26 protein-coding genes and 1 tRNA gene are annotated in these 26712 nt (G+C 72.9%); 9 read left to right on the forward strand and 18 right to left on the reverse strand.

Annotated features, from left to right (window positions below; all coding sequences use genetic code 11):
• Positions 1–71: 71 nt before the first annotated feature.
• From ACR9E9_RS16120 to ACR9E9_RS16150, 7 genes are all read right to left on the reverse strand, one after another.
• Positions 72–1391, reverse strand: coding sequence for a hypothetical protein (locus tag ACR9E9_RS16120; RefSeq protein WP_435200271.1), 1320 nt, complete (start codon positions 1389–1391; stop codon positions 72–74).
• Positions 1392–1401: 10 nt separating this feature from the next.
• Positions 1402–2016, reverse strand: a complete 615-nt coding sequence (locus ACR9E9_RS16125) for an ABC transporter ATP-binding protein (RefSeq protein ID WP_435200273.1) — start codon at positions 2014–2016, stop codon at positions 1402–1404.
• A gap of 11 nt (positions 2017–2027) precedes the next feature.
• Positions 2028–2933 carry a carboxylating nicotinate-nucleotide diphosphorylase gene (nadC, locus tag ACR9E9_RS16130; protein ID WP_435200275.1) on the reverse strand — a complete coding sequence of 302 codons (906 nt, stop codon included), beginning with the start codon at positions 2931–2933 and terminating at the stop codon, positions 2028–2030.
• A gap of 49 nt (positions 2934–2982) precedes the next feature.
• Positions 2983–4677, reverse strand: a complete 1695-nt coding sequence (locus ACR9E9_RS16135) for an L-aspartate oxidase (RefSeq protein ID WP_435200277.1) — start codon at positions 4675–4677, stop codon at positions 2983–2985.
• Positions 4670–5116, reverse strand: a complete 447-nt coding sequence (gene panD, locus ACR9E9_RS16140; protein WP_435200279.1) for an aspartate 1-decarboxylase — start codon at positions 5114–5116, stop codon at positions 4670–4672. Before panD ends, ACR9E9_RS16135 begins: the two co-directional genes overlap by 8 nt.
• A 184-nt stretch (positions 5117–5300) precedes the next feature.
• Entirely contained in the window at positions 5301–6197 is an 897-nt protein-coding gene (gene panC, locus ACR9E9_RS16145) for a pantoate--beta-alanine ligase (protein WP_435200281.1), read from the reverse strand.
• Entirely contained in the window at positions 6194–7099 is a 906-nt protein-coding gene (locus tag ACR9E9_RS16150; protein ID WP_435200283.1) for a Rossmann-like and DUF2520 domain-containing protein, read from the reverse strand. Before ACR9E9_RS16150 ends, panC begins: the two co-directional genes overlap by 4 nt.
• Before the next feature lie 3 nt (positions 7100–7102).
• Between ACR9E9_RS16150 and ACR9E9_RS16155 the strand changes: the two genes are divergently transcribed.
• Together ACR9E9_RS16155 and ACR9E9_RS16160 are read left to right on the forward strand one after the other, a co-directional pair.
• Complete coding sequence (locus ACR9E9_RS16155; RefSeq protein ID WP_435200285.1) at positions 7103–8080, forward strand: SAM-dependent methyltransferase; 978 nt, start codon at positions 7103–7105, stop codon at positions 8078–8080.
• Between the two features lie 168 nt (positions 8081–8248).
• Positions 8249–8953, forward strand: coding sequence for a TVP38/TMEM64 family protein (locus ACR9E9_RS16160; RefSeq protein WP_435200287.1), 705 nt, complete (start codon positions 8249–8251; stop codon positions 8951–8953).
• Between the two features lie 33 nt (positions 8954–8986).
• On the opposite strand, the gene ACR9E9_RS16165 is transcribed toward ACR9E9_RS16160, so the two are convergent.
• On the reverse strand, positions 8987–10222 hold the full coding sequence (locus ACR9E9_RS16165; RefSeq protein WP_435200289.1) for a GDSL-type esterase/lipase family protein: 1236 nt from the start codon (positions 10220–10222) through the stop codon (positions 8987–8989).
• 32 nt (positions 10223–10254) lie between these two features.
• Between ACR9E9_RS16165 and ACR9E9_RS16170 the strand changes: the two genes are divergently transcribed.
• The 4 genes from ACR9E9_RS16170 to ACR9E9_RS16185 all read left to right on the forward strand — a co-directional run bounded on the left by ACR9E9_RS16170 (position 10255) and on the right by ACR9E9_RS16185 (position 14921).
• Entirely contained in the window at positions 10255–11436 is a 1182-nt protein-coding gene (locus tag ACR9E9_RS16170; RefSeq protein WP_435200291.1) for an NADH-quinone oxidoreductase subunit D, read from the forward strand.
• 129 nt (positions 11437–11565) lie between these two features.
• Positions 11566–12480 carry a DUF6801 domain-containing protein gene (locus ACR9E9_RS16175; protein ID WP_435200293.1) on the forward strand — a complete coding sequence of 305 codons (915 nt, stop codon included), beginning with the start codon at positions 11566–11568 and terminating at the stop codon, positions 12478–12480.
• A gap of 219 nt (positions 12481–12699) precedes the next feature.
• A complete protein-coding gene (locus tag ACR9E9_RS16180) occupies positions 12700–13950 on the forward strand; it encodes a hypothetical protein (RefSeq protein ID WP_435200295.1) in 1251 nt (416 codons plus the stop codon).
• A gap of 164 nt (positions 13951–14114) precedes the next feature.
• A complete protein-coding gene (locus ACR9E9_RS16185) occupies positions 14115–14921 on the forward strand; it encodes a class F sortase (protein WP_435200296.1) in 807 nt (268 codons plus the stop codon).
• Between the two features lie 4 nt (positions 14922–14925).
• On the opposite strand, the gene ACR9E9_RS16190 is transcribed toward ACR9E9_RS16185, so the two are convergent.
• The 9 genes from ACR9E9_RS16190 to dacB all read right to left on the reverse strand — a co-directional run bounded on the left by ACR9E9_RS16190 (position 14926) and on the right by dacB (position 24279).
• Positions 14926–15390 carry a DUF3180 domain-containing protein gene (locus tag ACR9E9_RS16190; protein ID WP_435200298.1) on the reverse strand — a complete coding sequence of 155 codons (465 nt, stop codon included), beginning with the start codon at positions 15388–15390 and terminating at the stop codon, positions 14926–14928.
• Complete coding sequence (folK, locus tag ACR9E9_RS16195; RefSeq protein ID WP_435200300.1) at positions 15384–16262, reverse strand: 2-amino-4-hydroxy-6-hydroxymethyldihydropteridine diphosphokinase; 879 nt, start codon at positions 16260–16262, stop codon at positions 15384–15386. The genes ACR9E9_RS16190 and folK overlap by 7 nt, the downstream gene beginning before the upstream one ends.
• Positions 16259–17068 carry a dihydropteroate synthase gene (gene folP / locus ACR9E9_RS16200; protein WP_435203693.1) on the reverse strand — a complete coding sequence of 270 codons (810 nt, stop codon included), beginning with the start codon at positions 17066–17068 and terminating at the stop codon, positions 16259–16261. Before folP ends, folK begins: the two co-directional genes overlap by 4 nt.
• A 56-nt stretch (positions 17069–17124) precedes the next feature.
• The gene (folE, locus tag ACR9E9_RS16205; RefSeq protein WP_435200302.1) at positions 17125–17703 is read right to left on the reverse strand and encodes a GTP cyclohydrolase I FolE; all 579 of its coding nucleotides are present in this window, start codon (positions 17701–17703) and stop codon (positions 17125–17127) included.
• A gap of 3 nt (positions 17704–17706) precedes the next feature.
• Complete coding sequence (gene ftsH, locus ACR9E9_RS16210) at positions 17707–19830, reverse strand: ATP-dependent zinc metalloprotease FtsH (RefSeq protein WP_435200304.1); 2124 nt, start codon at positions 19828–19830, stop codon at positions 17707–17709.
• A 158-nt stretch (positions 19831–19988) separates the two neighbouring features.
• A complete protein-coding gene (gene hpt, locus ACR9E9_RS16215; RefSeq protein WP_435200306.1) occupies positions 19989–20540 on the reverse strand; it encodes a hypoxanthine phosphoribosyltransferase in 552 nt (183 codons plus the stop codon).
• Positions 20541–20564: 24 nt separating this feature from the next.
• Positions 20565–21569, reverse strand: coding sequence for a tRNA lysidine(34) synthetase TilS (gene tilS / locus ACR9E9_RS16220; protein ID WP_435200308.1), 1005 nt, complete (start codon positions 21567–21569; stop codon positions 20565–20567).
• Positions 21570–21571: 2 nt separating this feature from the next.
• A complete protein-coding gene (locus tag ACR9E9_RS16225) occupies positions 21572–22615 on the reverse strand; it encodes a zinc-dependent metalloprotease (protein WP_435200310.1) in 1044 nt (347 codons plus the stop codon).
• A gap of 263 nt (positions 22616–22878) precedes the next feature.
• Positions 22879–24279 carry a D-alanyl-D-alanine carboxypeptidase/D-alanyl-D-alanine endopeptidase gene (gene dacB / locus ACR9E9_RS16230; RefSeq protein WP_435200312.1) on the reverse strand — a complete coding sequence of 467 codons (1401 nt, stop codon included), beginning with the start codon at positions 24277–24279 and terminating at the stop codon, positions 22879–22881.
• 83 nt (positions 24280–24362) lie between these two features.
• On the opposite strand from dacB, the gene ACR9E9_RS16235 reads away from it, so the two are divergent.
• Entirely contained in the window at positions 24363–24992 is a 630-nt protein-coding gene (locus ACR9E9_RS16235) for an inorganic diphosphatase (protein WP_435200314.1), read from the forward strand.
• Here the strand turns inward: ACR9E9_RS16235 and ACR9E9_RS16240 are convergent.
• Positions 24976–25434, reverse strand: coding sequence for an SRPBCC family protein (locus ACR9E9_RS16240; RefSeq protein WP_435200316.1), 459 nt, complete (start codon positions 25432–25434; stop codon positions 24976–24978). The two genes, ACR9E9_RS16235 and ACR9E9_RS16240, sit on opposite strands and share 17 nt — an antisense overlap.
• A gap of 40 nt (positions 25435–25474) precedes the next feature.
• Between ACR9E9_RS16240 and ACR9E9_RS16245 the strand changes: the two genes are divergently transcribed.
• Together ACR9E9_RS16245 and ACR9E9_RS16250 are read left to right on the forward strand one after the other, a co-directional pair.
• Positions 25475–26371: an alpha/beta fold hydrolase gene (locus tag ACR9E9_RS16245; RefSeq protein ID WP_435200318.1), complete on the forward strand. Its 897-nt coding sequence runs from the start codon at positions 25475–25477 to the stop codon at positions 26369–26371.
• A gap of 142 nt (positions 26372–26513) precedes the next feature.
• Positions 26514–26587, forward strand: a tRNA-Thr gene (locus ACR9E9_RS16250).
• The last annotated feature ends 125 nt before the right edge of the window (positions 26588–26712 follow it).

Below are 26712 nucleotides of genomic sequence, written 5' to 3' on the forward strand. Positions count from 1 at the left end.
GCCGTAGCTCGAGCTAGGGCTGGCGATACGAACTACTGCCTGCAGTAGTTCGTATCGGGCGCGGGGTGGTGTCAATCGCGCGCGCGCAGGATCTGCCAGGCGAGGAGGAGGGCGCCGAGGGCGAGGACCGCGGGGCCGGCAGCCAGGGCGTCGGCGATGAGCATGGCGGCGGCAGTGCCGAGGGCGAGGTCGGTGCCGCGGACGAGTTTGAGGATCAACCCGGTGTGCACCGCCCCGGCGGGGGTGGCCAGCGCGACCCCGAGGTCGGGTGGCGGGTCGCTGGCCCGGAGCGTCCCCGCGGTCGCGCCGAGCGCGAGGAGCACCGGAGCCCACCACGGCAGGCCGAGGGCGAGGACCGCGATCCCGGACCCGACGAGCGCCACGGCGAAGGGGGGCAGTGTCAGCACCGCGGTGACGGCCGCCGGATGCTCCGGCACCGCCCGACGCAGCCCCGGAGCGGACAGCCACGTCGCGAGCCCACCGGCGCTCGCCCTCGTCACCGCGAAGACCGTGAGAGCCGCGAGCGCGGCCCCGACGAAGCGCCCGAGCAGGAGCCCGATCGCCAGCGCCGCCACGGGGGCGAGCAGGCCGGTGAGGACCCGTCCCGATCGGCGCCGCAGCGCCCGCAGCTCGTGGGTCAGCACCCCCGTGAGGGCTCCACCGGCCCCGACCCGGCTGGGAAAGCGCCCGCGACGCGCCAACCGTCGGCGGGCGGAGAGCACCTCCAGGGCGGCGCTGTCGAGCATGGCCGTCGCGGTCGTGATCGCCCCGACCACCTGCCCGGCCCGGGCCAGCTGCACGTCCGGCACCGCACGTGCCGCGGGGGCGATGCGGAAGGACCCACCCTGCAGGCGCAGCACGAGCGGTATCGCGATCAGCGTCACGAGCACTCCCCCGCCCGCGCAGGCGACGACGGTACTGACCGCCGGGCCGGGGACCAGGGAGCCGCTGGCCAGGGCGAAGCCCGCGAGCACTCCCCACGAGCCCCCGGCGACCAGGGCCACGAAGGCCACCCGCAGGACGCCTCCGCGCAGCAGGATCCCGCGATCGGCGGGGGTGGACAACAGCCACGTGGCCTGTCCGGGGTCCGCCGAGGCCGGCCCTGCCGCCCGCAGGCCGGCGACGACCGCGATGCCGCCGAGGACGGCCAGGCCGATGGCCACGACGTCGTAGCCGCTCCGGTCGAGGCAGACCGCGGTGTCGCAGTCCGGGGTGAGGATCGCCCCGCCGGTGGCGGCGAAGAGCATCGTCAGCAGCGTCGCGGTGATGAAGAGCGCGACGTACCAGTCCTGGAGGACCTGCCCCCAGCCGCCGGACCGCTCACCCCGGCGTCGGGCCCGCAGCACCTCCCGTGCGGCCCGCCGGTCACCGACGCGCGTGTCCGCGGGCACCGCAGCCACCTCAGACGTCTCCGGCGAGCGTCACGACGCGGGCGCCGCTGCGCCGCACGACCTGCGGGTCGTGGCTGGCGAGGAGCACCGCGCGTCCGGCCTCGGCGTGTCCGGCGAGCCAGTCGCCGAGCCACTCCCGCCCGGCGTCGTCGAGGCGTTGCTCCGGCTCGTCCGCGAGCAGCAGCGCCCACGGCCGGACCATCGCGGTGGCGAGCGCGAAGCGCTGCGCCTGCCCGGACGACAGCGTGCTCGGCACCTGGTCGGCGACGTGGTGGATCCGCGCCTCGTCGAGCGCGCCGTCCACGACCGAGGGCGGGTCGTCGACGCCGTGCGCCCGGGCGAGCAGGTCGAGGTGCTCGGCCACGGTGAGGTCCGGCAGGACACCGAAGTCCCCGAGCACGGCGCACACGGCACGGCGGGCCTGCGGCTGTCGCATGTCGAGACGGTGCTCGCCGAGGAGGGCCTCCCCTTCGTCCGGGGTGTCGCTGCCGACGATGCACCGCAGGGCGGTCGACTTGCCGACACCGTTCGGCCCGACGAGGGAGACGACCTCCCCCGCGGTCACCTCGAGGTCGAGGCCGGCGAGCACGGTCCGGCCGCCGAAGCCCTTGGTCAGTCCCCGCACGCTGAGCACGGTCACACCAGGTCGAGCGCGAGGTCGATGATCGGCGAGGAGTGCGTCAGCCCGCCGACGCTCATGACGTCGATGCCGGTCGCGGCGGTCGCGGCGGCGGTCTCGAGGGTCAGCCCGCCGGTCGCCTCGATCTCGATGCTCTCGCCGTGTGCGGCGGCCCAGCCACGAGCCGTCTCGACGGTGGTGCGCAGCAGGTCGAGCGGCATGTTGTCGCACATGAGGAAGCGCGAGCCCGCCTCGAGCGCCTCCAGCGCCTGCTCGGTGGACTCGACCTCCACCTCGATGCCCACGTGCGGGTAGCGCGCCCGGATCGCGGCGTGGGCGGCGCCCACTCCCCCGGCGGCCGTCACGTGGTTGTCCTTGACCATCGCGACGTCGAAGAGGCCCATCCGCTTGTTCGTCCCCCCACCGGCGCGCACGGCGTACTTCTCCAGCTCGCGCATCCCCGGGGTCGTCTTGCGGGTGTCGAGGACGGTGCACCCGGTGCCGGCGAGCACGTCGGCCCACCGGCGCGTGTGCGTGGCGACCCCGGACAACCGCGACATGACGTTGAGGAGCGTCCGCTCGGCCATGAGGACCTGCTGCACGGCCCCGTCGAGGACCGCGATGACGTCGCCGGCGTCGATCCGGGCGCCGTCGGCGATCCGCACGTCGAGCGAAGGGGGCCTCCCCCCGGTCCTCGTGGCGACACCCTCGAGCACGAGGGCGATGACCGGGGCACCGGCGAGGACGCCGGGGCCCCGGGCGAGGACGTGGCCGGTCGCGACCTGGTCGGCGGGGATCGTCGCAGTGCTCGTGACGTCCAGCCCGTCCGGGCCGAGGTCCTCGTCGAGGGCGGTCTCGACGAGCCGTCGGGCGGCGCCGATCGGGAAGTCGGCCGTCGCCGGGTGCTGGGCTCGCTCGCTCACGTGCCGAGGGTACGGCAGCGGGGAGGTCGCGGCGCCGGCGTCGAGGGGGCTATGGCGTCCGGGCGAGGTCCGTGTCGAGCATGATCACGGCCACCTCACCGGTGGGGTCGTGCGGGTCGCGGACGTGGACGAGGTGCGCGGACCAGCCCTCGTCGTCGCGATCCGGGTGGTCGCGGCGCACGTGGCCACCACGGCTCTCCTCGCGCAGGTGTGCCCCCGTGGTCAGGGCCCGTCCCAGATGGAGGAGGTTGGTCGTCTCCCAGCTGCCCGGCCCCGGCTCGGCGTCCGGCTCCATGGTCTGCGCCAGCGCGGCGAGCGACGCGAGCGCCTGCGCGGTCGACTCCCCCGAGCGCAGTGGCCCGACACCACGGGTCATCGTCTCCTGCACCTCGGCGCGGTGACGCGCGTCGAGGAGGGCGTCGCTCCCTTCGCCGCTCGGGTCGGTGGGGGGCAGCTGCCCGTCCGCCAGCCGCGTCACGAGGTCCTCGGCGATGCGGTGCGCGAAGACGAGGCCCTCGAGCAGCGAGTTGCTCGCGAGCCGGTTGGCGCCGTGCACGCCGGTGCAGGAGACCTCGCCGCAGGCGTAGAGCCCGGGCAGGGAGGTCCGGCCGCGCAGGTCGGTGCGCACTCCTCCGGAGGCGTAGTGCTGGGCCGGTGCGACGGGGATCGGCTGGGACACGGGGTCGATGCCGAGCTCACGGCAGCGGGCGACGATCGTCGGGAAGCGCTCCTCGAGGAAGTCGCCCCCGAGGTGTCGGGCGTCGAGGTACACGTGGTCGGTGCCGGTGGCCGCCATCCGCTCGAGGATCGCGCGGGCGACGACGTCGCGCGGGGCGAGGTCGGCCATCGGGTGCACCCCGGCCATGAAGGCCTCCCCGTCGGCGTCGACGAGCACCGCGCCCTCGCCGCGCACCGCCTCGGAGACGAGCGGCTGCTGTCCGCTCGCGCCCTGCCCCAGGTGCAGCACCGTGGGGTGGAACTGGACGAACTCGAGGTCGGCGAGCGCCGCGCCGGCCCGCAGCGCCGCAGCCATCCCGTCGCCGGTGGCGACCGGTGGGTTGGTCGTCGAGGAGTAGATCTGGCCGAGTCCGCCGGTCGCGAGGACGACGGCGCGGGCCCGGGCTGCGCCGACCCCGTCGACCTCCCCCTCGCCGATGACGTGCACGCTCGCCCCGCACACGCGGCCCTCCTCGCTGGTGAGCAGGTCGACGACGAGGGCGTTCTCGATGATTTCGATGCCGGGGTCGGCGCGCACCGCCTCGAGCTGCGCGATGAGGGCGCGGGAGATCTCGGCACCGGTCGCGTCGCCGCCGGCGTGCGCGATGCGGTCGCGGTGGTGGCCCCCTTCGCGGGTCAGGGTGATCTCCCCGGTGGCGTCGGTGTCGAAGCGCGCCCCGAGCGCGATGAGCTCGTGCACCCGGGAGGGGCCCTCGGTCACGAGGACCTCGACGGCCGCCTCGTCGCACAGTCCGACCCCGGCGACGAGGGTGTCCTCGAGGTGCTCGGCCGGGGAGTCCTCGGGCGCGAGCGCGGCGGCGATCCCACCCTGGGCCCAGGTGGTCGACCCGGCGGAGAGCCCGGTCTTGGTCACGAGCAGCACGCGGTCGACGTGCTCGCGCAGGCGCAGCGCGCAGGTCAGGCCGGCGATGCCGGAGCCGACGACGAGGACGTCCGCCTCGGCCGTCCACCCCGGCGAAGGGGAGGTCAGGAACCTCGGCAGGGTGACCGGCTCGGGGTCATGCACCGGCCGCGCCGTCACCCGGGTGGTCGCGGTGGGTGACGGCCGAGGTCTTCAGCCCGTAGCCCTCGGGGACGTCACCGGCGTCGTGGTACTGCTCGACGATGATGTTGTCCTCGTCGACGAAGACGACCTGCGGCTCGAAGGTCCGTGCCTCCTCGTCGTCCATCGCGGCGTACGCGATGATGATGACGATGTCGCCGGGCGAGACGAGCCGGGCCGCCGCGCCGTTGATGCACACGATCCCGGTCCCGCGCTCACCCTCGATGGCGTAGGTCGTCAGGCGGCTGCCGTTGTCGACGTCGACGACGTCGACCTGCTGACCCGGGAGCATGCCCGCCGCGTCCATGAGGTCGGTGTCGATCGTCAGCGAGCCGACGTAGTGCAGGTCGGCCTGGGTGACCGTGGCTCGGTGGATCTTGCTGTGGAGCATGAAGCGCTGCACGCGGGTGTCCTTCGTCTCGGCGGTTGACCGTCGTCCAGTCTCGCAGAGGCGGCGGCGCGGTGAGGGCGGCGGCCCTCACACCTCACGTGACGGCGAACCGCGCACCCGTGTCCCGAGGTACCGGGACACAGGTGCGCACAACGCCGGCAGGAGGCGAAGGGGGGCAACCCCTCGGTCGTGTCGGTCAGCGGGTGGGCTCGTCGGCGAAGACCGGTCGGGCGCCCCCACCGTGCCCGACGAGCACCGGGGTGTTGTCGATGAGGCGGGTGGAGCCGATCTTCGCGGCGACGGCGAGCAGCGCCTCGCCGGTGTACCACTCGGGCACGTCCTCGAGCGTCGTCGGGTGGACGAGCACGAGGTAGTCCACGAGCGCGAGCGGCTCCTCGATGAGCACCTCGCGAGCGGCCCGACGGATCGCCGAGGGCCCCTCCTCCGCGTGGGCCGCCCCCGCCCACAGGGCCCGGGAGAGGACCAGCGCCGTCTCCCGGTCGCTCGGTGCGAGGTAGGTGTTGCGGCTGCTCATCGCGAGCCCGTCCTCCTCCCGCACGGTCGGGATGGCGACGACCGAGGTGTCGAAGTCGAGGTCGCGCGTCATCCGCCGCACGAGCAACAGCTGTTGGGCGTCCTTCTGCCCGAAGTAGATGAGGTCACCACGGGTGAGGTGGATGAGCTTGGCGACGACGGTGAGCATGCCGTCGAAGTGCCCTGGCCGCGCCTGTCCCTCGAGCACGTCCCCGAGCGGACCGGCGGAGATGCGCACGCCCGGCTCCCCGTCCGGGTACACGACATCGGGTGTCGGTGCGAAGACGACGTCGACGCCCTCCCGGGTGCAGATCTCGAGGTCGTCGTCGAAGGTCTGCGGGTACCGCGAGAGGTCCTCCCTCGGTCCGAACTGCAGCGGGTTGAGGAAGATCGTCACGAGCACGTGGCGGGCCCGCTCGCGCGCGGTGCGGATGAGTCGCGCGTGGCCCTCGTGGAGGGCGCCCATGGTCATGACGACGGCGACGTCGCCCTCGGTGAGCGGGGCGCGGGCCGCGGCCAGCTCCTCGCGGCTGCGGGCGACGACGGGGGTGGTGGTCATGGGTTCTCCTCGTCGAGGGTGGTCAGGATCGTCTCGGCGGCGTCGGCGCGCAGCCGTCCGGACCGGGTGGCGCGAAGGGCGGTCGCCCGCGCCTGGGCGAGGTAGGCGGGCCGGATGTCCTGCGGCAGGTCCGCCAGCTCCCTCAGGTGCGCGGACACGGTACCGGCATCGCCGCGGGCGACCGGGCCGGTGAGGGCGCCGTCCCCGGAGGAGAGGGCGTTGTCCAGGCTGGCCTGCAGCAGCGGGCGCAGGACCCGGTCCGCGGGGTCGATGCCGGCGGAGCTGAGGATCTCCATCGCCTGGGCGACGAGCGTGACCATGTGGTTGCTGCCGTGGGCCAGGGCCGCGTGGTAGCGCCCCCGCGCCTCCTCGGGCACCCACACGGGCTCCCCGCCCATCTCGACGACGAGCGCTTCGGCGACCGGACGCAGGTCCTGCGGCGTGGTGATCCCGAAGCAGCACTCGGCGAGGCGGGCCACGTCGACGCTCGTCCCGGTGAAGGTCATCGCCGGGTGGATGGCCATGGGGAGCAGCTGCGCACCACCCTTCGAGGCGAAGGGCGCCAGCCCGTGCCGTCCGGAGGTGTGGGCGACGAGCTGGCCGGCGCGCCACGCTCCGGTGGCGTGCAGGCCCGCGACGAGGTCGGTCAGGGCGTCGTCGGGGACGGCGAGGATCACGAGCTGGGACTCGGCGACGACGTCGGGGACGGGCCGCACCGGCACGCCGGGCAGGAGGAGCTCGGCCCGGTCGAGGGAGGCCTCGGAGACCGCGGAGACGGCGACGACCTCGTGGCCGGCGCCGCGCAGTGCGGCGCCGAGGACGGCGCCGACGCGTCCGGCGCCCACGACACCGATCCGCAGGGTCGGTCGCTCGGGGGCGGGTGGTCGGGCCGGGGTGCTCACCGGGTGGACGCTACCGCCGAGCCCCTCGCGGGTGACAATGCACAGGTGCGGACGTGGCAGCAGGCGTGGGCGGACGCCCTCTACGGCGAAGGGGGCTTCTACCGACGACCGGAGGGGCCGGCGGGGCACTTCGCGACCTCCGCCCAGGGCGCGGCGGGCGACCTCCTCGCGCAGGCTCTGCTACGTCTTGTCGAGCGGGAGGGCCTGCGGCAGGTCGTCGACATCGGCTGTGGCCGGGGCGAGCTGCTGGGCGCCCTGGCCGCGCAGACCGCGCCCGGCCTCGGGCTCCTCGGTGTCGACGTCGTCGATCGACCCGCGGGCCTCGACCCTCGCATCGGCTGGCTCTCCTCCCCCGGAGGACCACACCTACCGGACCTCGGCCGACCCACCGATGCGCTCGTCATCGCGCACGAGTGGCTCGACGTCGTGCCCTGCGGGATCGCCCGCGCCGACGGTACCGGCGTGCTGCGCACCGTCTGCGTCGACCACGACGGGGCGGAGCGCCCGGGTGACCCGCTCCCTTCGCCGGACGCGGCCTGGGTGGAGCGGTGGTGGCCCGGGCCGCACGCGCCGGGCGCGCTGGTCGAGGTCGGTCGCGCCCGTGACGAGGCCTTCGCCGGGCTCGTCGGCACGGTCGGCTCCGGCCTCGTCGTCGCGGTCGACTACGGTCACCGCCTCGGCGAGCGGCCCGTCGGTGGGACCCTCATCGGGTACCGGGACGGCACCGCCTGCCCGCCCGTACCCGACGGTTCCACCGACCTCACCGCCCACGTGGCGATGGACTCCCTTCGTCCCGACGACCTCGGGACCCAGCGCGAGGTGCTGCGCGACCTCGGCATCGACGGCAGCCGTCCACCGGTCGAGCTGGCCCGCACCGACCCGCCCGGCTACCTCGCGGCCCTCTCGCGCGCCTCCCACGCCGCAGCGCTCACCGGACCGGGACCGGGAGACTTCCTCTGGGCCACGCGCCGGGTCCGCTGATGTCGCGATGCAGGTCAGGTCCGCACGACTTGACCTTGCACCGCGGGGCAAGGTCTACCGTCGTGATCATGGACGTCGACGTCATGTCGGCGTGCCCCCGTGCGCGGCTCGAACGCCTGCCCGGTTGCCCGTGCCCCGCCGTGAATGCCTGTGTCAGCAAGGAGTCCCATGCCCTTCCGCCGGGCCCGTCGCGATGACCTGCTTCCTGACCACGGGGCATCGGTGCGCCTGCTCGCCCTGGTCGCGGTCCTCGTCGTGGCGGGAGTGATCGCGGCCGTCGTCGGGCCTCCGGATGTCGAGCGAGTTCAGGCACGCATCGACGCAGCCGGTCACGCCGCTCCCGTCCTGTTCGTGCTCATCTATGCGGTGGTCACCCTGCTCCCGCTGCCCAAGAACGTCGTCGCCGCACTCGCCGGGGCGATGTTCGGGCTGGCGCTCGGGGTCGTGGTGGTCTTCCTCGCGGCACTCCTCGGGGCCGCGGCGGCGTTCGCCCTCAGCCGAGCGCTCGGGCGCGACGCGGTGGAACGCCTCACCGGCGCCCGGGTCGCGCGAGTCGATGCGTTGCTGGGTCGGCGGGGGATCACGGCAGTCATCGGCGTGCGACTGGTCCCCATCCTGCCGTTCACCGTCATCAACTACTCCGCCGGACTGACCGCGGTCCGCACCAGGGACTACGCGATCGGGACCGCGGTGGGCATCGTTCCGGGCACGGTCTCCTACGTGGCCCTCGGAGCCTTCGGCACCACGCCGGGGTCGTGGCCCTTCCTCCTCTCGGCCGCTGCCCTGATCGTCCTCACCGGCGGCGGCTTCCTCGTCGCCCGGACGTTGCGCCGGGACCGCACCTCCGCCGACCCGCTCGTGCACGAGGCCTGACAGCTCCCTCCGGCAGCGGCGGCCGCGGTCCGGCTACGTCTCCTCCGGGGTCTTCGTCCCCTCGACGTCGTGGCGCGGGGCGAGCACCTCGAGGAGGCTGGCGGCGATGAGCGGCTGGCCCTTCGCGCCCGGGTGCAGGCTGTCCATGTAGATCCCCCGCGGCGCGGACCGGACCGGGGGAAGCGCCGCGGACAGGTCGAGGAAGCTGACCTGCTCGTGCGAGGTCCGCTTCGCCATGACGTCGAGGTAGTCCGACCACTCAGGGATGCTGCTGTCCCACTTCGGGGTGTACCACCCCACGAGCAGCACCGGGCCGTCATAGCCCTCCTCGCGCACCTGCCCGATGAGCCGGTCGAGGACCAGCCCGAAGGCCGTCGGCGAGGTCCCCGAGCGGGCGTCGTTGAAGCCGAGCGGGACGAGCAGCAGGTCGGGGTCGAAGGAGAGGCTGTCCGCGAGGTAGGTCGGCGTGCGGGTGATGGCGCCCGCCGTGACCCCCGAGCGCGAGGCGTCGAGCACGTGCACGCACCGACCCCGGTCCCCACGGAAGGGGGTGAGGTCGGTGACGGTGGCCAGCGCCCCCGTGAGGACGGAGGAGATGTTGCGGACACGCACGGTGTGCGGGCCGGGGCCGAGGTCGCGGGAGGACCAGACGGCACGTTCCCCCTCCTCTGCCTCGCTGTCGGTGGGGATCGCCACCCCTTCGATCGGGATCCGTCCGTCGATCGTCACCTGCAGGCCCCCGCCCTCCGGCCGGGTGCGGTAGCCGATGTCCACCGACTCGGCCTCGACCTGCCAGGTGACGCTGCCGCCGGGCGCGAGGTCGAGGGCCCGCCCGCCCGGCCCGGCCGTCGGCTGGGGAGCGGTCCGCCCCGCCGTGGTCGGCTCGGGCAGGCTCGGCGCGTGGTAGCGCGCCGGGACGACCGAGGTCGTCCCGTGGAACCCGCCGGGGTCCGTCGGGCAGTCCTCGACGCCCGCCCTGACCCGCAGGGCCCGCTGCAACCGGTCGACCCAGCGGCGCTCGAGGTTGCGCTCGAACCCGAACCCCTCGCTCACCGAGTCCCCGAGGACCACGACATTGGCGGACTCGTGGTCAGAGGCACGCATCGCCTCGGTCCACGGCTCGAGCACCGGTTGGCCCTCGAAGGTACGCGTGGAGGTCGAGGAGGCCTCCCGGTCCGGGGTCTGCGTGCACCCGACGAGCAGGGCACCGGCCACCACGAGCGCCACCGCGCTCGCGCGGGCTGCTCGCCATGGGCTCCTCTTCGGCACCCACCCATGGTGCCTGACGCATACTGGCGGGCATGACGAGCACACCGGGCGCCCCTGCCCCCCGGACGCTGGAGGTCGGCGTCGGGGACGGCAGCCTCTCCAGCGCGGACATGGTGCTCAACATCGGTCCGCAGCACCCGGCGACCCATGGGGTGCTGCGGCTGCGCGTCGCCCTCGACGGCGAGCGCGTGGTCTCGGCCGACCCGATCATCGGCTACATGCACCGTGGCGCCGAGAAGCTCTTCGAGGTCCGCGACTACCGCCAGATCACGGTGCTGGCCAACCGCCACGACTGGCTCTCGGCCTTCGGCAACGAGCTCGGGGTCGTCCTCGGGGTCGAGGCGATGCTCGGCATGGAGGTCCCGCAGCGGGCGACGTGGGCCCGCACCCTGCTCGCCGAGCTGAACCGGGTGCTCAACCACCTGATGTTCCTCGGCTCCTACCCGCTCGAGCTCGGCGCGATGACGCCGATCTTCTACTCCTTCCGCGAGCGCGAGGACATCCAGGCCGTGATGGAGGAGATCTCCGGCGGCCGGATGCACTTCATGTTCAACCGCGTCGGCGGTCTCAAGGAGGACCTCCCCGCCGGCTGGCTCGACCGGGTGGCCGCCGCCGTGGCCGCCGTGCGCTCACGGATGCCGCAGCTGGAGTCCCTCATCGTCGGCAACGAGATCCTCGAGGCGCGCACCAAGGGGGTCGGTGTCCTCTCCCCCGAGCTCGCCTGCGCCTACGGCGTCTCCGGGCCGATCGCCCGGGCCTGCGGCGTGGACGTGGACCTGCGTCGCGATGCCCCGTACCTCGCGTACGGCGAGCTCTTCGGCGAAGGGGGGCCCGGCCGGGTCGTCACCCGCACCGCCGGGGACTGCTTGGCGCGCCTGGAGGTGCTCCTCGAGCAGACGCACGTCAGCCTCGACCTCGCGGACGCCTGCGTGCAGCGCCTGCGCGCGCTCGAGCGCGGTCCGGTGAACCAGCGTCTGCCGAAGGTCCTCAAGGTGCCGGAGGGCGACCGGTACACCGCGACGGAGAACCCGCTGGGCTTCAACGGGTACCACCTGGTCTCGCGCGGTGAGAAGACGCCCTGGCGCCTGAAGCTGCGCTCGGCGTCCTTCGGCAACGTGCAGGTGCTCTCACAGGTGCTGCCGGGCTGCCTGGTCTCGGACATGGTCGCGGTGCTCGGCTCGATGTTCTTCGTCGTCGGGGACGTCGACAAGTAGCCCGTCCCCCCGGGGGTGACGGGCGTCACCCCTCGTGATCTGTTGCGAGGCTACCCGTTGGTAGGTACGTTGCCTTGGACCGCGCCCCCCGGCTCGTGAGGGGGACGACCGTCCTACCTCTGGAGAACAATGTCCCACCGTCTGAAGACCCGCCTCTCGGCCGGCGCCGCACTCGTCACCGGCCTCGGCATGATCGGCATCGCCTCCGCCGCCCCGGCCCACGCCGCTCTCTCCAGCGACCTGGACTACACCTGCGCGCTGACCAACGAGGGCCTCGAGTCAAACTTCGAGGACCCGTGGGCCGTGAACCTCTCCGTGGACGTCCCCGACCAGGTCGAGCAGGGCGCGAGCATCGAGGCGCCCGAGATCACGGCGACCGTCGTTCCCGGTGACGACGCCGCTGAGCGGTTGCGCAGCCTCAACGTGGCCACCGTCGAGGGCACGGCCGAGGCCATGTACTCCGTCGGGGACAACAACCGCACGGCCTCGCTGACCATCCCCACCACCGACGTGCCTGCATCCGGGGACATCACCAATGTCGCCACCGGTACCGGTGAGGCCGAGACCGCGCCCGAGGAGGACACCGACCTCGACGTCGTCGCCGGTGACTTCACCACCGACCTGACCACCGACTCCGGATTCGTCCTCAACATCGCCTGCACGGCACCCGAGGACGGCGCGATCGGGAGCATCACAGTCGGCGAGGGCTCGGGCGAGGAGCCCACCGACCCGGAGCCCACCGACCCGGAGCCGACCGACCCCGAGCCGACCGACCCCGAGCCGACCGACCCGGGACCGACCGACCCCGAGCCCACAAACCCGGGACCGACCGACCCCGAGCCCGCCAACCCCGAGCCCACCAACCCCGAGCCCGCCAACCCCGAGCCCGCAGACCCGGAGGTCCCCGCGGTCGTGCAGACCGACGGGGCGGCAACGGCCGGAGCGGGCGACAACCCCGCCGGCCTCGCCCTCGGCGGACTGCTCCTCGCGGGCGCCGGAGCGGGTGCGGTCGTCGTGGCCCGCCGCAAGGCCACGCAGCACTGAGCTGACATCCCGCCGGCCGCGCGCCGGCGGTGACGGCACGGGGCCGTCGATCGGGCAACGGCCCTGTCGACGGCCCCTTCTTGTTGGCCCGTGCCCTGACGGGACTCGCCGCACGGAAAGTCTGGGAAATCCTTGAGTACTCTCCCAGCCATCGGTAAGTTGCCTGCGGAAGGCGTCTGCGACTCGGGGGCGCACGGACCAGTTCGAGGGGAAACACACATGGCCAAGCGCCTCACCACCCGCCTGTCTGCAGGCGCCGCACTCGTCACCGGCCTCGGCATGGTCGGCATCGCCACCGCCGTGCCCGCCCACGCAGAGACCTCCTTGCAGTACGCGTGCACGACGCCCGAGGCCCCGGAGTCCCAGACCCTCGACTTCACCCTCGACGCGGGCGACGTGGACACGGCCACCGTCGGTGACGAGGTCACCTTCACCCCGAGGGGCTCGGTCACCCTCACCGCGGCCACCCTCACCGCGCTCACGGATGCGGGTGTGGAGTTCGTCGAGGGCAGCCTCCCCGCCGTCGGGGCCACCGTCAGCGACGGCACCGAGTCCCTGGACGTGCCGACGGACCTGTCCATCCCGCGCACCCAGATCCAGGGCGAGGCCACCGTCCTCGCCCTGAACGGCACTGCCCAGACCGTGGACGCCGCGCAGCTGGGCGAGTACACCATCAACGCCCCCGACAGCTTCACGGCGAACATGACCGGGTACGCCACGAACGACGCGGACGCGCCGCAGCTCGGAGCCCTCTCCCTCGACTGCACCTACGTCGAGGGCTCCGGCAGCCAGGTCATCGACACGGTCACCGTCACCGAGGACGACGCCACCCCGCCCGCCCCGGAGCCCGAGGAGACCGACGACTGGTTCACGGAGCCGAGCAGCCTGCCGCTCGTGGACAACGTCTTCACTGTCGAGGGAGAGGCCGCGCACGAGGGCACCCTCTCCGTCGAGGTCGTCGCCGGCACCAAGGACGAGGCCGGCGAGCCGGTCCCCGGGGAGGTCCTGACGACCTACACCTGGAACCTCACCGAGGGCGCCAACTCCAAGGACTTCGACCTCCTCGAGGGGGCTGACTACGTCCGTCTCGTCTCGCAGGACTGCGTCGACGCGGACGGCAACGACGAGAGCGTCGCCGGCGGCTGCAACGTCACCTACCGCGCCCCGTGGGCCACCGACGGCGACACCGGCGATGGGGACACCGGCGATGGGGACACCGGCGGTGACGCCGGCGAAGACACCGGTGACAACGCTGGCGACGGCGAGACCGGTGACGGCCCCGGCGCGCCGGTCGCGGACGAGACCCCGGCCGAGCCGGAGGTCCCGCAGGTCGTGCAGACCGATGGCCTCACCCCCGCCACCCCGCAGGACGACAACACCGCCGCGCTCGCGCTCGGCGGCCTGCTCCTCGCCGGTGCCGGCGCCGGGACGGTCCTCGTGGCCCGTCGCCGCGCCGCCGGCCAGCACTGAGCGCAGCTGCGCAGCACCTGACCACGCGTCAGTGACCGACGGCGCGGGCCGTCGGGTCGGGACCCGTCCCGCACCCGGCGGCCCGTATCGTTGCCCGTGGGGAACTCCTCGGCCACCACGCACGTTCCCCCGAACAGCACCCGGGAGCAGACCAGGAGGACCGCGTGACCACACCCGAGACGCGTCGTCAGCACTGGCGTGAGCGCACCCGCTACCGCCGCACGACCTGGCTGCTCGCGGCCACCGTCGCCCTGGTCGTCGGCGCCGGCGCGGCCGGGGGCACGTGGTGGTCCCAGCGCGAGACCTCGGCGCTGAGCACCGACCCCGGGGAGTACGTCCCGCCGAGCGAGATCCTCCCACCGTCACAGTCCCCGACCTCACCACCCACGACGTCCTCCTCCACGAGTTCGCAGGCGTCGCCCTCGACGACACCCTCGTCCTCGTCGACGACCTCCTCCTCGTCGGCGAGCACGAGCAGCGCCCCCCAGCCGGTGTCCCAGCAGGCACCGGCCGGTGAACCCACTCGTGTGCAGGTCGACTCCGGCGGCCGCTCGGTCGTCGACGCCACCCTCCAGGCGACCACGCTCGACTCCGAGAAGGTGCTGGCTCCCCCCTTCGGCCTCGCCGGCTGGTACGCCGAGCCGGGCTGGCCCAAGCCGGGTCACGCGGGCGCGAGCATCCTCGTCGGGCACATCAACCACGGCGCCAACCCGGACGTCTTCTGGAACCTCCCGAAGGTCAGTGTCGGCGACATCGTCACCGTCACCTACGGCTCCGGGACGGACGTGAAGTTCAAGATCACCAGGTCCGAGGCCGCGTCGAAGGCGGGCGTCCCCCAGGACGACTCGATCTGGGACCACGACAACCCGGATCCGGTCCTGCGACTGATCACCTGCGACCCGGAGACCCCGCTCAACGGCGGTCACTACGAGGGCAACTGGGTCGTCTGGGCCGACCAGATGGTCGCCTGACCCGTCAGGCGGGACGGTCCCCGTCCTCGTCCTCGTCGTCGATGCGGCACCAGGACTGCACGAGCAGACCGCTACCGGCCATGAGCAGCCCGCCGAGGGCCGCGAGGCCGAGGCGCAGCGCCAGCCCGCCCCGGCCCGCGAAGTCGAGATCGGGTAGCAGCACGAGGGTCTGCCCGAGGTAGAAACCACCCATGACCGCGCCCGTGAGGGCGCTCGCCTGGGAGAGCACGAGCACACGAGCGGCGACGACCGGCTCGACGTGGGTGCGCCCGTGGCGCATCCGCCACATCCGCGACCCGGTCACCACGACGACGATCGCCATGCCGAGGAGCAGGACACCAGCCAGCCAGCCGACCTGCAGTGCGGCATGACCACCGGAGACCCACCACCGACCGACCCCCCAGCTGAGGACGGTGACCGCGAGGACGACGAGGAGCGTCGTCGAGAGCTTCAGCCCCTGCCTCAGCACGGTCCGGCCTCGGTGTCCTCGATGTCGCCGGTCCCGACGCGGGCCAACAGGTCGGCGACGGGGAGGACCGCACCGTCCACCCGCAGCAGGGCGTCCGGGTCCACCCGGGACCAAGGGGCGAGGACGAAGCCGCGCTCGTGGGCCCGTGGGTGCGGCAGGAGCAGCTGCGGGTCCTCGCTCGTGACGTCGCTGCCGGTCGCGGGGTCGCCGTACTGGATGAGGTCGAGGTCGAGGGTGCGCGCGCCCCAGCGGACCTCACGCACGCGTCCGTGGCGCGCCTCGACGGCGTGCAGCCGTGCGAGCAGCGCCTGCGGCGAGAGCGCGGTCGTCGCGAGCAGGACGGAGTTGGTGTAGCGCGGCTGGTCCGGCCCTCCGACCGGGTCCGTCGTGACGAAGGGAGCGCGCCGCACCCCCTCGAGGTCGCCGGCGAGGTCGTCGACGGCCGCGTCGAGCCGGGCCGCGGCCTCCCCGAGGTTCGCCCCGAGCGCGATGACCACGGGCACCACGCGACGGCGCGTGATCGTCACCGCGACGTCCCCGAAGGGGACGCCGACCGGGGCGGCGGGCTTGTGGACCGTGACCTCGACGGTGTGCACACCGGCCCGGGCCAGGACGTCCCCGGCGATCTGCTCGGCGAGGGACTCGATGAGGTCGAGCGAGGGCCCCTCGATGCGGGCGACGACGTCGGCCCCGACCTCGGCGTAGTTGATGGTCAGGGCCAAGTCGTCGGTGGTGCCGGCGGGCGCGAGATCGAGGTGCACGACCACGTCGACGACGAAGTCCTGGCCATCACGCTTCTCCTGGGCCAGCACGCCGTGGGCGCCACGGGCGCGCACGCCGAGCAGGCTGATCCGGTCGCGGGGGTCGCTCACGCCGACCCCACCCCCCGGACCTCCCCCAGCGCGGTGGCCACGTCGAGCGCGTCGACCGTGGCGGTGACGTCGTGCACCCGCACGCACCACACCCCGGCGCGGGCCGCTCGGGCACTGGTCACCGCCGTGACGACGGCACGGGAGTCGAGGGGACGCTCGGCGCCCTCCTGTCGCCCGACCGAGCCGAGGAAGCCCTTGCGGGAGGTGCCGAGCAGGACCGGGTAGCCGAGGTCGACGACCCGCTCGAGGCCGGACAGGAGCTGCCAGTTGTGTGCAGCGGTCTTGGCGAAACCGATCCCCGGGTCGAGGACGAGCTGCTCCCGGGCAGCGCCTGCGGCGAGGAGGACGTCCACGCGCTCGAGCATCTCGGCACACACCTCCGCGACGACGTCGTCGTACCGGGCTCGCGACTGCATGTCGTGGGCGTGGCCGCGCCAGTGCATCACGACGAAGGGAGCTGCGCTCTCCGCGACGAGGGCCGGCATCTGCGGGTCGGACAGTCCCCCGCTCACGTCGTTGATGATCGCCGCGCCGGCGGCGAGGGCCGCCGCGGCGACCTCGGCGCGCATGGTGTCCACCGAGACGACGGTCCCCGCCTCGGCGAGGGCCGAGACGACCGGGACGACGCGACGCAGCTCCTCCCCCGCAGAGGGGCGCTCGGCACCGGGACGGGTCGACTCGCCACCGACGTCGATGATGGCGGCGCCGGCCGCGACGAGCTCGCGGCCGTGCGCGATGGCCGCCTCCGTCTCGATCCAGCGACCGCCGTCGCTGAAGGAGTCGGGCGTGACGTTGACGACGCCCATGACGAGCGGCCCCGGCCGGGTCGCGGTGGACGCCAGCTGCTCGAGGAGCGCGTGGGTCACCGGGCGGCCCCGCTGAGCAGCGCCATCGCCTCGGCGCGGGTCGTCGCGTCACGCAGCTGGCCGCGCACGGCAGAGGTGATGGTCATCGCGCCGGGCTTGCGCACCCCGCGCATCGACATGCACAGGTGCTCGGCCTCGACGACGACGATGACGCCGGCGACGTCGAGGTGCTCCACCAGCGCGTCGGCGATCTGGCTGGTGAGGCGCTCCTGGACCTGGGGGCGCTTGGCGAAGATGTCGACGAGACGCGCGATCTTCGACAGGCCGGTCACCTTGCCGCTGCGGCCGGGCAGGTATCCGACGTGGGCGACCCCGTGGAAGGGCACGAGGTGGTGCTCGCACGTGGAGTACAGCGCGATGTCGCGCACGATGACCAGCTCGTCGTGGTCGATGTCGAAGGTCGTCGCGAGCAGCTCACCGGGATCGGAGCGCAGTCCGGCGAAGACCTCCCCGTACGAGCGGGCGACCCGCTCCGGCGTCTCGAGGAGACCGTCGCGGTCGGGGTCCTCCCCGACCGCGAGGAGGATCTCCCGCACGGCCGCCTCGATGCGGCCCAGGTCGACGTCGTCCGTCATGGTTCAGGCGCGTCCGTCACCATCGACGGCATCGCCCGGCGGGACCTCACGGATCTCGGCCGGGGGTCGCTCGTCGTCCGGGTAGGGGTTGGCGCCCTCTTCGGCCGCACGGTCGATGGCCTCGGTCACCGAGCTGTCGGGGACGGCCTCGGCCGGCGCACCGCTGGGCTGCATCAGCCGCTCGCGCTCCCGGGTCTGCATCGCGGCCTCCTCGGCGGGCGTGAGCACCGGGGGGACCTCGGAGATATGCCGGTGCTCGCTGCTCAGCCACGTCGGACGGACCGGGCGCTTGACCACGTCGGAGAAGACGACCTCGAGGTCCTTGGTGTTGAGCGTCTCGTGCTCGAGCAGCTCGAGGACGAGACGGTCGAGCACGCCCCGGTTGTCGTTGAGCGCGAACCAGGCCTCGTCGTGGGCCTCCTCGATGAAGCGGCGGACCTCCTGGTCGACGACCCCGGCGATGTTCTCGGAGTAGTCGCGCTGGTGGCCCATGTCCTTGCCGAGGAAGACCTCGCCCTGGGACTGGCCGAGCTTGACCGCGCCGATCTTCTCGCTCATGCCGAACTCGGTGACCATCTTGCGGGCCATCGCCGTGGCCTTCTCGATGTCGTTGGCGGCGCCGGTCGACGGGTCGTGGAAGATGATCTCCTCCGCGACGCGGCCGCCGAGCGCGTACGCCAGCTGGTCGAGGATCTCGTTGCGGGTCGTCGAGTACTTGTCGTCCAGGGGCATGACCATCGTGTAGCCGAGGGCCCGGCCGCGCGGCAGGATCGTGATCTTGGTGACCGGGGCCGTGTGGTTCATCGCCGCCGCGACGAGGGCGTGCCCGCCCTCGTGGTACGCGGTGATCTTGCGCTCCTGGGCGCTCATGATCCGGGTGCGCTTCTGGGGTCCGGCGATGACGCGGTCGATGGCCTCGTCGAGGATCGAGTCGTCGATGAACTGCTTGTCCAGGCGGGCGGTGAGCAGGGCCGCCTCGTTGAGGACATTCGCCAGGTCCGCACCGGTCATGCCGGGGGTGCGGCGGGCCACGGTGAGCAGGTCGACGCCGGGGGCCATCGGCTTGCCGGCCGCGTGCACCTCGAGGATGCGGTGACGCCCGATCATGTCGGGGTTCTCGATGGCGATCTGGCGGTCGAAGCGGCCCGGGCGCAGCAGCGCCGGGTCGAGGATGTCGGGACGGTTGGTCGCCGCGATGAGGATGACGTTGGTCTTGACGTCGAAGCCGTCCATCTCGACGAGCAGCTGGTTGAGCGTCTGCTCCCGCTCGTCGTGACCGCCGCCCATACCGGCGCCACGGTGGCGACCGACGGCGTCGATCTCGTCGACGAAGACGATCGCCGGGGCGTTGGTCTTGGCCTGCTCGAAGAGGTCACGCACACGGGAGGCGCCGACACCGACGAACATCTCGACGAAGTCCGAGCCGGAGATGGAGAAGAAGGGCACCCCGGCCTCGCCGGCCACGGCGCGCGCCAGCAGGGTCTTACCGGTACCGGGCTGGCCGTAGAGCAGGACGCCCTTGGGGATCTTCGCGCCGACGGCGAGGAACTTGCTCGGCTCCCGGAGGAAGTCGACGATCTCGTGGAGCTCCTCGACCGCCTCGTCCGCGCCGGCCACGTCCTCGAAGGTGACCTTGGGGGTGTCCTTCGTGGCGAGCTTCGCCTTGGACTTGCCGAACTTCATCACCTGCGAGCCGCCGCCCTGGGCGCGGCTGAGGATGAACCAGAAGAGCCCGACGAGGAGCAGCAGCGGCAGGATCGACAGGAGCACGTTGCTCCACACGCTCGGCTGCTCGACGGTGTCGTTCTGCACACCGTCGACGTTCTTCTCCACCACGGCGAGCATCTGCTCGGCGCGGGCGTCGATGAATTCGGTCTCGACCTTGTCGGCGTCCTTGACCGAGTCACCGTCGGAGTAGGTCTCGCCCTTCTTCAGGTCGAGCTGCAGCACGTTCTCCGTGGTGAAGTGGGCGTCCTCGACCTTGCCGTCGGTGACGAGCTTCTCGGCGGCGGAGGTGTCCACTCGGGCGTACTCCTCATCGCCCTGGGTGAGGAACATCAGTCCGAAGACCGTGATGAGCAGCAGCGCCCAGAAGGCGGGGGAGCGGAAAAACTTCTTGGCGTTCATGCGGGTACGGGTCTTCCCGGACTTCCTGACTCGACGACGTGGCGGCCACCGGTTGCACCGGGGCGAACAGGACGAAACTACCTGAACGTCATCGGACAGCGGCTATGTGGCCAACGAGCATCGTGCCACGGGTGTTCCCGTCCGGACGACGAACGACCTCAGGAGTAGACGTGCGGGGCGAGGGTGGCCACGTCCCGCAGGTTGCGGTAGCCCTCCGCGTAGTCGAGGCCGTAGCCGACGACGAACTCGTTGGGGATGTCGAAGCCGACCCAGCGGGTGTCGATCTCGACCTTCGCGGCCTCGGGCTTGCGCAGGAGGGTGAGGATCTCCACGGACGCCGGCGACCGGGACTCGAGGTTGGCCCGGATCCACGACAGGGTCAGCCCGGAGTCGATGATGTCCTCGACGATGAGCACGTGCTTGTCGGTGATGTCGCCGTCGAGGTCCTTGAGGATCCGCACGACGCCCGACGACTTGGTGCCGGAGCCGTAGGAGCTGACCGCCATCCAGTCCATCGGCGCGGAGCCGGGCAGGTGGCGCATGAAGTCGGCCATGACCATGACCGCACCCTTGAGGACGCCCACGAGCAGCAGGTCCTTGCCCTCGTAGTGCCTCCAGACGTCGAGCGCGAGCTCACCGAGTCGCGTCTGGATCTGCTCCTCGGTGAGGAGCACCTCGACGAGGTCGTCCTGGATGTGCTTGGCGTCCACAGCTCTCCTTCGGGTCGGCGATCGTCATTGTCCACGACCGGCAGGGGTGATGGTGACCCGCCCGTCGGCCCGGACCACCCGCAGGTCGCCGGGCAGGTGCAGCGGGCCCTGTCCGTGCCAGTCGGTGACCAGCCGGTCGCAGGCGGCGACGTGACCCGCGGTCAGGGAGCCGGTGGGCGCGCCCGCCGCCAGGAGGAGCCGGCGCCACACGCGTGAACGCAGGGCGGGGGCCAGCCCCGTCAGGTCCGTCACCGCCACACCGGCCCCACCCCCCTCGGGGGCGGCCTCCGCCGCGAGCTCGTCGAGGAGGTCGGCGTCGTCGCGCAGGAGGTCGGCGCTGCGGGTGAGCGCGTCGGCGATCCCCGGGCCGAGGGCGGCCTCGAGGTCGACGAGGGCGGTGCGGGCGCGGACCCGGGCGAAGGCCGCGTCCTCGTTCATCGGGTCGGTCCACGGGGTGAGCGACCACGCCGCGCAGGCCGCGTGGGTGGTCTCGCGCGGCAGGTGGAGCAGCGGACGGGCGAAGGGGGTCCCCTCCCGGACGGTGAGCACCGGCATCCCGGCGAGGGAGCGGGCGCCGGAGCCGCGGGCGAGCCCGAGGAGGACCTGCTCGGCCTGGTCGTCGCGGGTGTGCCCGAGCAGCACGACGTGGGCGGGGTGCTCCTCCCCCATGGCCGCTGCCGTCTCGGCCAGCGCGCCGTAGCGCGCGTCCCGGGCGGCGGCCTCGAGGCCCTCACCCGTCGCGGTGACCTCGACGGGCACGACGGCGACCGGCGCGAGCCCGAGGTCGGCGCACTGCTGGGCCGCCAGGAGCGCGACATCGGTCGACTCCTCCTGCAGGCCGTGGTCGACGATGATCGCGCCGACGGTGACGTCGTGGGCGGCCCCCTCGGCGGCGAGCGCGGCCGCGAGGGCCAGGGAGTCGCCTCCCCCGCTCACCGCGGCGAGCGCCAGCGAGCCGGGCGGCATCCCCTCGAGGGCCGCGCGGACCCCCCTTCGGCAGTCCGCCTGTGCGGGGTGACCGGCGCCCATCCTCAGCCGTGGACCCGTCGCACCCAGGCGGACGGGTCGGTGATCTCGAGCGGGGTGGGCAGGGTCTGCGGCGAGGTCCACACGGCGTTGAATCCCTCGACGCCGACGCTGTGCTGCACCGTGCGCACGAAGGTCGCGCCGTCACGGTACTGACGCATCTTCGCCTCGAGGCCGAGGAGGCGGCGCAGCAGGCGGTCGACCGCACCGGCGCCCTTGCGGCGCTGGGTGAAGCGGCTCCTGATCGTCTCGACCGTGGGGACGTGCTGGGGGCCGACGTCGTCCATGACGACGTCGGCGTGACCCTCGAGGAGCGACATGACCGCGGTGACCTTGGCCATCTGCTCGCGCTGTTCGGGTGTGATCACGAGCTCGGCGAGGCCCTGCCCCTCGCCGCCGATGACCTTGGGCAGGTTGGTGGCCATCTGCTCGAAGCGCTCCCGCACCGTCTCCTGGTCGGGCATGAGGTCGGTGGCCAGCCCGCGCGCCGAGGCGATGACGTGCTCGCGCAGCCAGGGCACGGCGGTGAACTGCACGCGGTGGGTCTCCTCGTGCAGGCAGACCCAGTAGCGGAAGTCGCGCGGGACGACCTTCAGCTCGCGCTCGGTGTGGACCATGTTCGGCGCGACGAGCAGCAGCGCCGGGGTGCCCTGCGGGGCGATGTCGTACTGGCCGAGCACCTTGGCGGAGAGGAAGGCGAGCATCCCGCCGGCCTCGGCGCCGGTGAGCTTGTTGCCGACGGCCTGGGCCGGGCCCCAGGGGGGCTTCTCGCGGCGTTGCGCGGCGGCCTCGAGCGCCGGGTCGAGCAGGGCGGCCATCGAGTCGGCGTTGACGCCGATCCACGTGGGGCGGTCGACGACGAGCGCGGCGGGGGCGTCCCCGGGCGCGGTCAGGTGCGAGGTCGCGGCGACCGGGTCGACGGCCATCCGGGACAACCGGCGGATCTCACCGACGATCTCGGCTGCTTCGTCGTGGCCGACGTCGGGCCCCGGGGGCACGAGCCGGGCCCCGGTCGTCTTGGCGAAGGTCCAGTCGACGTAGTTGGGCACGCCCTCATCCTCACACCCCCGCCCCCCACACCGCATCTGCCTAGGCAGATGCGGGCTCCGTTCGCCGTTGCCTAGGCAGATGCGGGCTCCGTTCACCGTTGCCTAGGCAGATGCCGCCCCCGTTCGCCGTTGCCTAGGCAGATGCGTACCCCGTTCGCCGTTGCCTAGGCAGATGCGGGCTCCGTTCGCCGTTGCCTAGGCAGATGCCGCCCCCGTTCGCCGTTGCCTAGGCAGATGCGGACCGGGGGCGAAGGGGAGGTGAGCTACCGGCAGCCGCAGGAGGTGAGGTCGGCGACCACCCGGTCGAGGGCGGCGCGGGCGCCGAGCGTGCCGGTCGTCGAGGGCACCCGGTCGGCGAGGATGACGTAGGTGAGCAGGCGCCCGTCCGTCGTGGTCGTCGTCCCGGCGAGTGCGGAGGTGCCGGTGAGGGTGCCGGTCTTGGCGCGCGCGATGCCCGCCGCGCTCTTGCTGTCGGCCTCGTGGAAGCGGTCGTGCAGCGTGCCGGTCAACCCCGCGACGGGCAGCTCCCCGAGGATCGTCGTCATCGACTGCGCCGAGCCGGTGATGCCGAGCTGCATGACGTCGGAGATGACGCGTGCCGGCACGAGCTGGCCGTTGCTCAGCCCGCTGTTGTCCTTCAGCTCGACGCCGGTGAGGTCGACACCCGCGCCCTTGAGGCTCTGCTCCACCCACGCCGAGACCTCGGCGAAGGAGGAGCCCGCACCGTCGGCGACCGCGGCCTGCCGGGCGACGTTCTCCGTCAGCGCGTTGTCGCTCTCGTCCAGGGCCAGCGCGAGCACGTCGCCGAGCGGCGCGGACTCGACGGCGCCGAGCTCATCGGCGCCCTCCGGGGCCGGGGTCCGCCACGTCCGCGACGAGTCGTCGACCGTGACGTCGACACCCGCCTTCTTCAGCGCCGCGCCGAAGGTCTTCAGGGTCTTGCGCTCGGGCACCTTCGGCGAGGCGTCGCCCGGCAGCGGGCGATCCCCCGCGAGCCCGATCATCGCCACGCCCTGCGTGTAGCCCGCGGCGACGTCGGCCATCTCCCAGGTCGGCGCGTACCGCTCGCCGGCGGCGTAGGTCGCGTCCAGACGAAGGGAGAGGCGCCCGTCCTCCCCCTTCGCCGCCAGGGACTCGGCCACCTCCTCGGCGAGGTCGGTGAGGCCGGCGCGGCCCTCGACGGCCGTCGGGTCGCCCTTCCCCGGGGCGAGCATGGTGTCACCGGAGGCGACGAGGACGAGCTCGTCGGGCTGCTCGCCGCTGACGACCGAGGTCGTCATGGCCTTGCTCAGGTCGGCGCGCTCGGAGACGGCGGCCGCGGTGAGCAGCTTCGCGGTCGAGGCGGGGGTCTGCGGGCGGTCCTCGCCGCGGGCGTAGAGGACGTCACCGGTGAGCGCGTCGCGCACGACCACCCCGACGCGCTGGCCGAGCGCCGGGTGGGTGACGTCGTCGGCGAGGGCCGTGGTCAGGCCGGGCCGGGAGGGCAACGGCGCGTCCGTCGAGGCGGCGGGGAGCACCGGGGTCGTCTTCGGCTGCGCCGGGGCCTCCTGGGTGACCGCCTCGTCGATGGTCAGCACGCCGGGGACCTGGTCGTAGGCGTCCGCGACGCCGTAGCCCACGGCGAGGGCGGCGACCGCGGTCACGGCGATGAGTGTGCGGCGCACGCTGCCCCCTGCGGCAAAGATCGGCTCTGGTGGAACACTAGGCTCCGAGAGTAGATCACCGTCACCGAGCAAAGGGGCACCTAGTGGAGTTCGACGTCACCATCGAGATCCCGAAGGGTCAGAAGAACAAGTACGAGGTCGACCACGCGACCGGCCGCATCCGCCTCGACCGGATGCTCTTCACCGCGATGGCCTACCCGAGCGACTACGGCTACATCGAGGACAGCCTCGGCGAGGACGGCGACCCGCTGGACGCGCTCGTGCTCCTCGACGAGCCGACCTGGCCCGGCTGCCTCGTGCGTGCCCGTCCGATCGGGATGTTCCACATGCGTGACGAGGCCGGCGGCGACGACAAGATCCTCTGCGTCCCGGCCGGCGACCCCCGCAAGGAGTGGATCAAGGACCTCGAGGACATCAGCGAGTTCGACCGCCTGGAGATCCAGCACTTCTTCGAGACCTACAAGGACCTCGAGCCCGGCAAGTCCGTCGAGGGTGCGCACTGGACCAACCGCGAGGAGGCCGTGCAGACCATCCTCGAGTCGCTCGAGCGCGCCAAGTCCGCCGGCATGTCGACCGCCCGCTGGACCATGCCCGCCTCGGCCACGCACTCGCAGGAGGACGTGACCCACTCCGAGGAGGACATCAAGGCCGCTGCCGCCCGCGCCCGCGACGAGCTGGCGACGAAGGAGAAGCCGCTCAGCGACGAGGAGTGAGCTCCCGGGCCAACCCGCGGCGGCCCTGCCGCATCATCCACGCGTGGTTCGCCCGCAGGACGAAGGGGGCGAGGGTCGCCGCACGGTCGAGCCGGGCGGCGACCCTCACCTCTTGCTCGAAGGTCGCGATGGAGCCGGTTGCGGTGCCGGCGGGGTCCGGCACGACCGACCACCCGGCCCACCCGAGGAGGTCACCGCCGAGCGCCACCCTCAGGCGACCCCCTTCGCGGTCCTCGATCTCGCGGGTCAGCACGAGGTCCAGGGTCACCGGCAGCAGGCTGCGGATCCTCCCGCGACCGGAGACGTCGTCGATCCGCGCCACGGAGCGCACCTGGGGCCACCACCGCGGGTAGTGCTCGATGTCGGCCAGCGCGGCCGTGACGACACCGACCGGCGCGGGGACCGGCCAGACGTGGCGGAAGACGAAGCGGGGGGTGGACACGCCCCCATCCAACCCTGCCGCGTGAACTAGCGTGGCACTCGTGCGCTACTTCTCCCGTGACGGGCTGACCTTCGACGTCGACGACTCCGGACCGCAGGACGGTGAGGTCGTCGTGCTGCTGCACGGCTGGCCCCAGGACCGCACCTCGTGGCACTCCGTGACCCCGCGCCTGACCGACGCCGGGCTGCGGGTCCTCGCGCCGGACCTGCGCGGCTACTCCCCCGGGGCGCGTCCGCCGCGGCACCTCGACTACGAGATCACCGAGCTCGCCAAGGACGTCACCGCGCTCCTCGACGAGGCGGGCGCGGAGCAGGCCCACGTCGTCGGGCACGACTGGGGCGGCGCGCTGGCCTGGGCCCTTGCCGCGCGGCACCCGGAGCGGGTCGCGACGCTGACCGTGCTCTCGACGCCGAACCCCGGCGGGATGGCGCACGGGATCCGCCACGGGGACCAGCTCAAGCACAGCTGGTACATGGCGGTCTTCGCGTTGCCCGTGCTGCCGGTGCTCTTCTTCCGCCCCTTCGCCCAGCAGATCCTCGAGAAGATCGGCATGCCCCGGGAGCGCGCCGCCTACGACGCCAAGCGCCTGCGCGCGCGGGGGGCCGCCGAGGGCACCTTCAACTGGTACCGGGCCGCCTTGTCCCCCACCCTGATGTGGCGCAAGCGTCGGGCGAAGGGGGGTCCCCGCCGCAGCACGCAGCGCCGGGTCATCCCGACGGCCTACATGTGGGGCGCCAAGGACCCCGCCTTCTCCGAGGCGTCGACGAGCTTCACCGTCAACCAGCTGCAGGAGCGGGCCGGTGCGCGCTCCGACCTCGTCCACACGCTCGAGCTGGACACCGGCCACTGGCTCATGGAGACCCACCCGGACCAGGTCGCCGAGGTCGTCCTCGACCGGGTCGGCGCCGGGGCCGCGAGCGACCGCCTCACCAGCTGAGCCCACCCCGGGTCGATGTGGTCTCGAGCGTCTGGCGGCTCGAACTCACATCGACCCAGCGAAGGCGCCGGCCTCGCTCCGCCCCCGATTCGGCCAGACGGGCAGGGATCCGTATACTCGTGCCTCGCGTCCACGGACGCACGCCGCCTTAGCTCAGACGGCTAGAGCGATTCACTCGTAATGAATAGGTCATCGGTTCGATTCCGATAGGCGGCTCAGCGGAACGCCCTCGACACGGTCGGGGGCGTTTTTGCTGGTCAGGGGCGGTTTTTGACCCTCCGGCGATCGTCGCGATCAGCGCGGCGAGCACCGCAATGAGCGTCCGGAGAGGGCCGAAATGG

Source organism: Janibacter sp. GS2 (genome assembly GCF_051200835.1).
In the GTDB taxonomy this organism is placed as follows: Bacteria; Actinomycetota; Actinomycetes; order Actinomycetales; family Dermatophilaceae; genus Janibacter.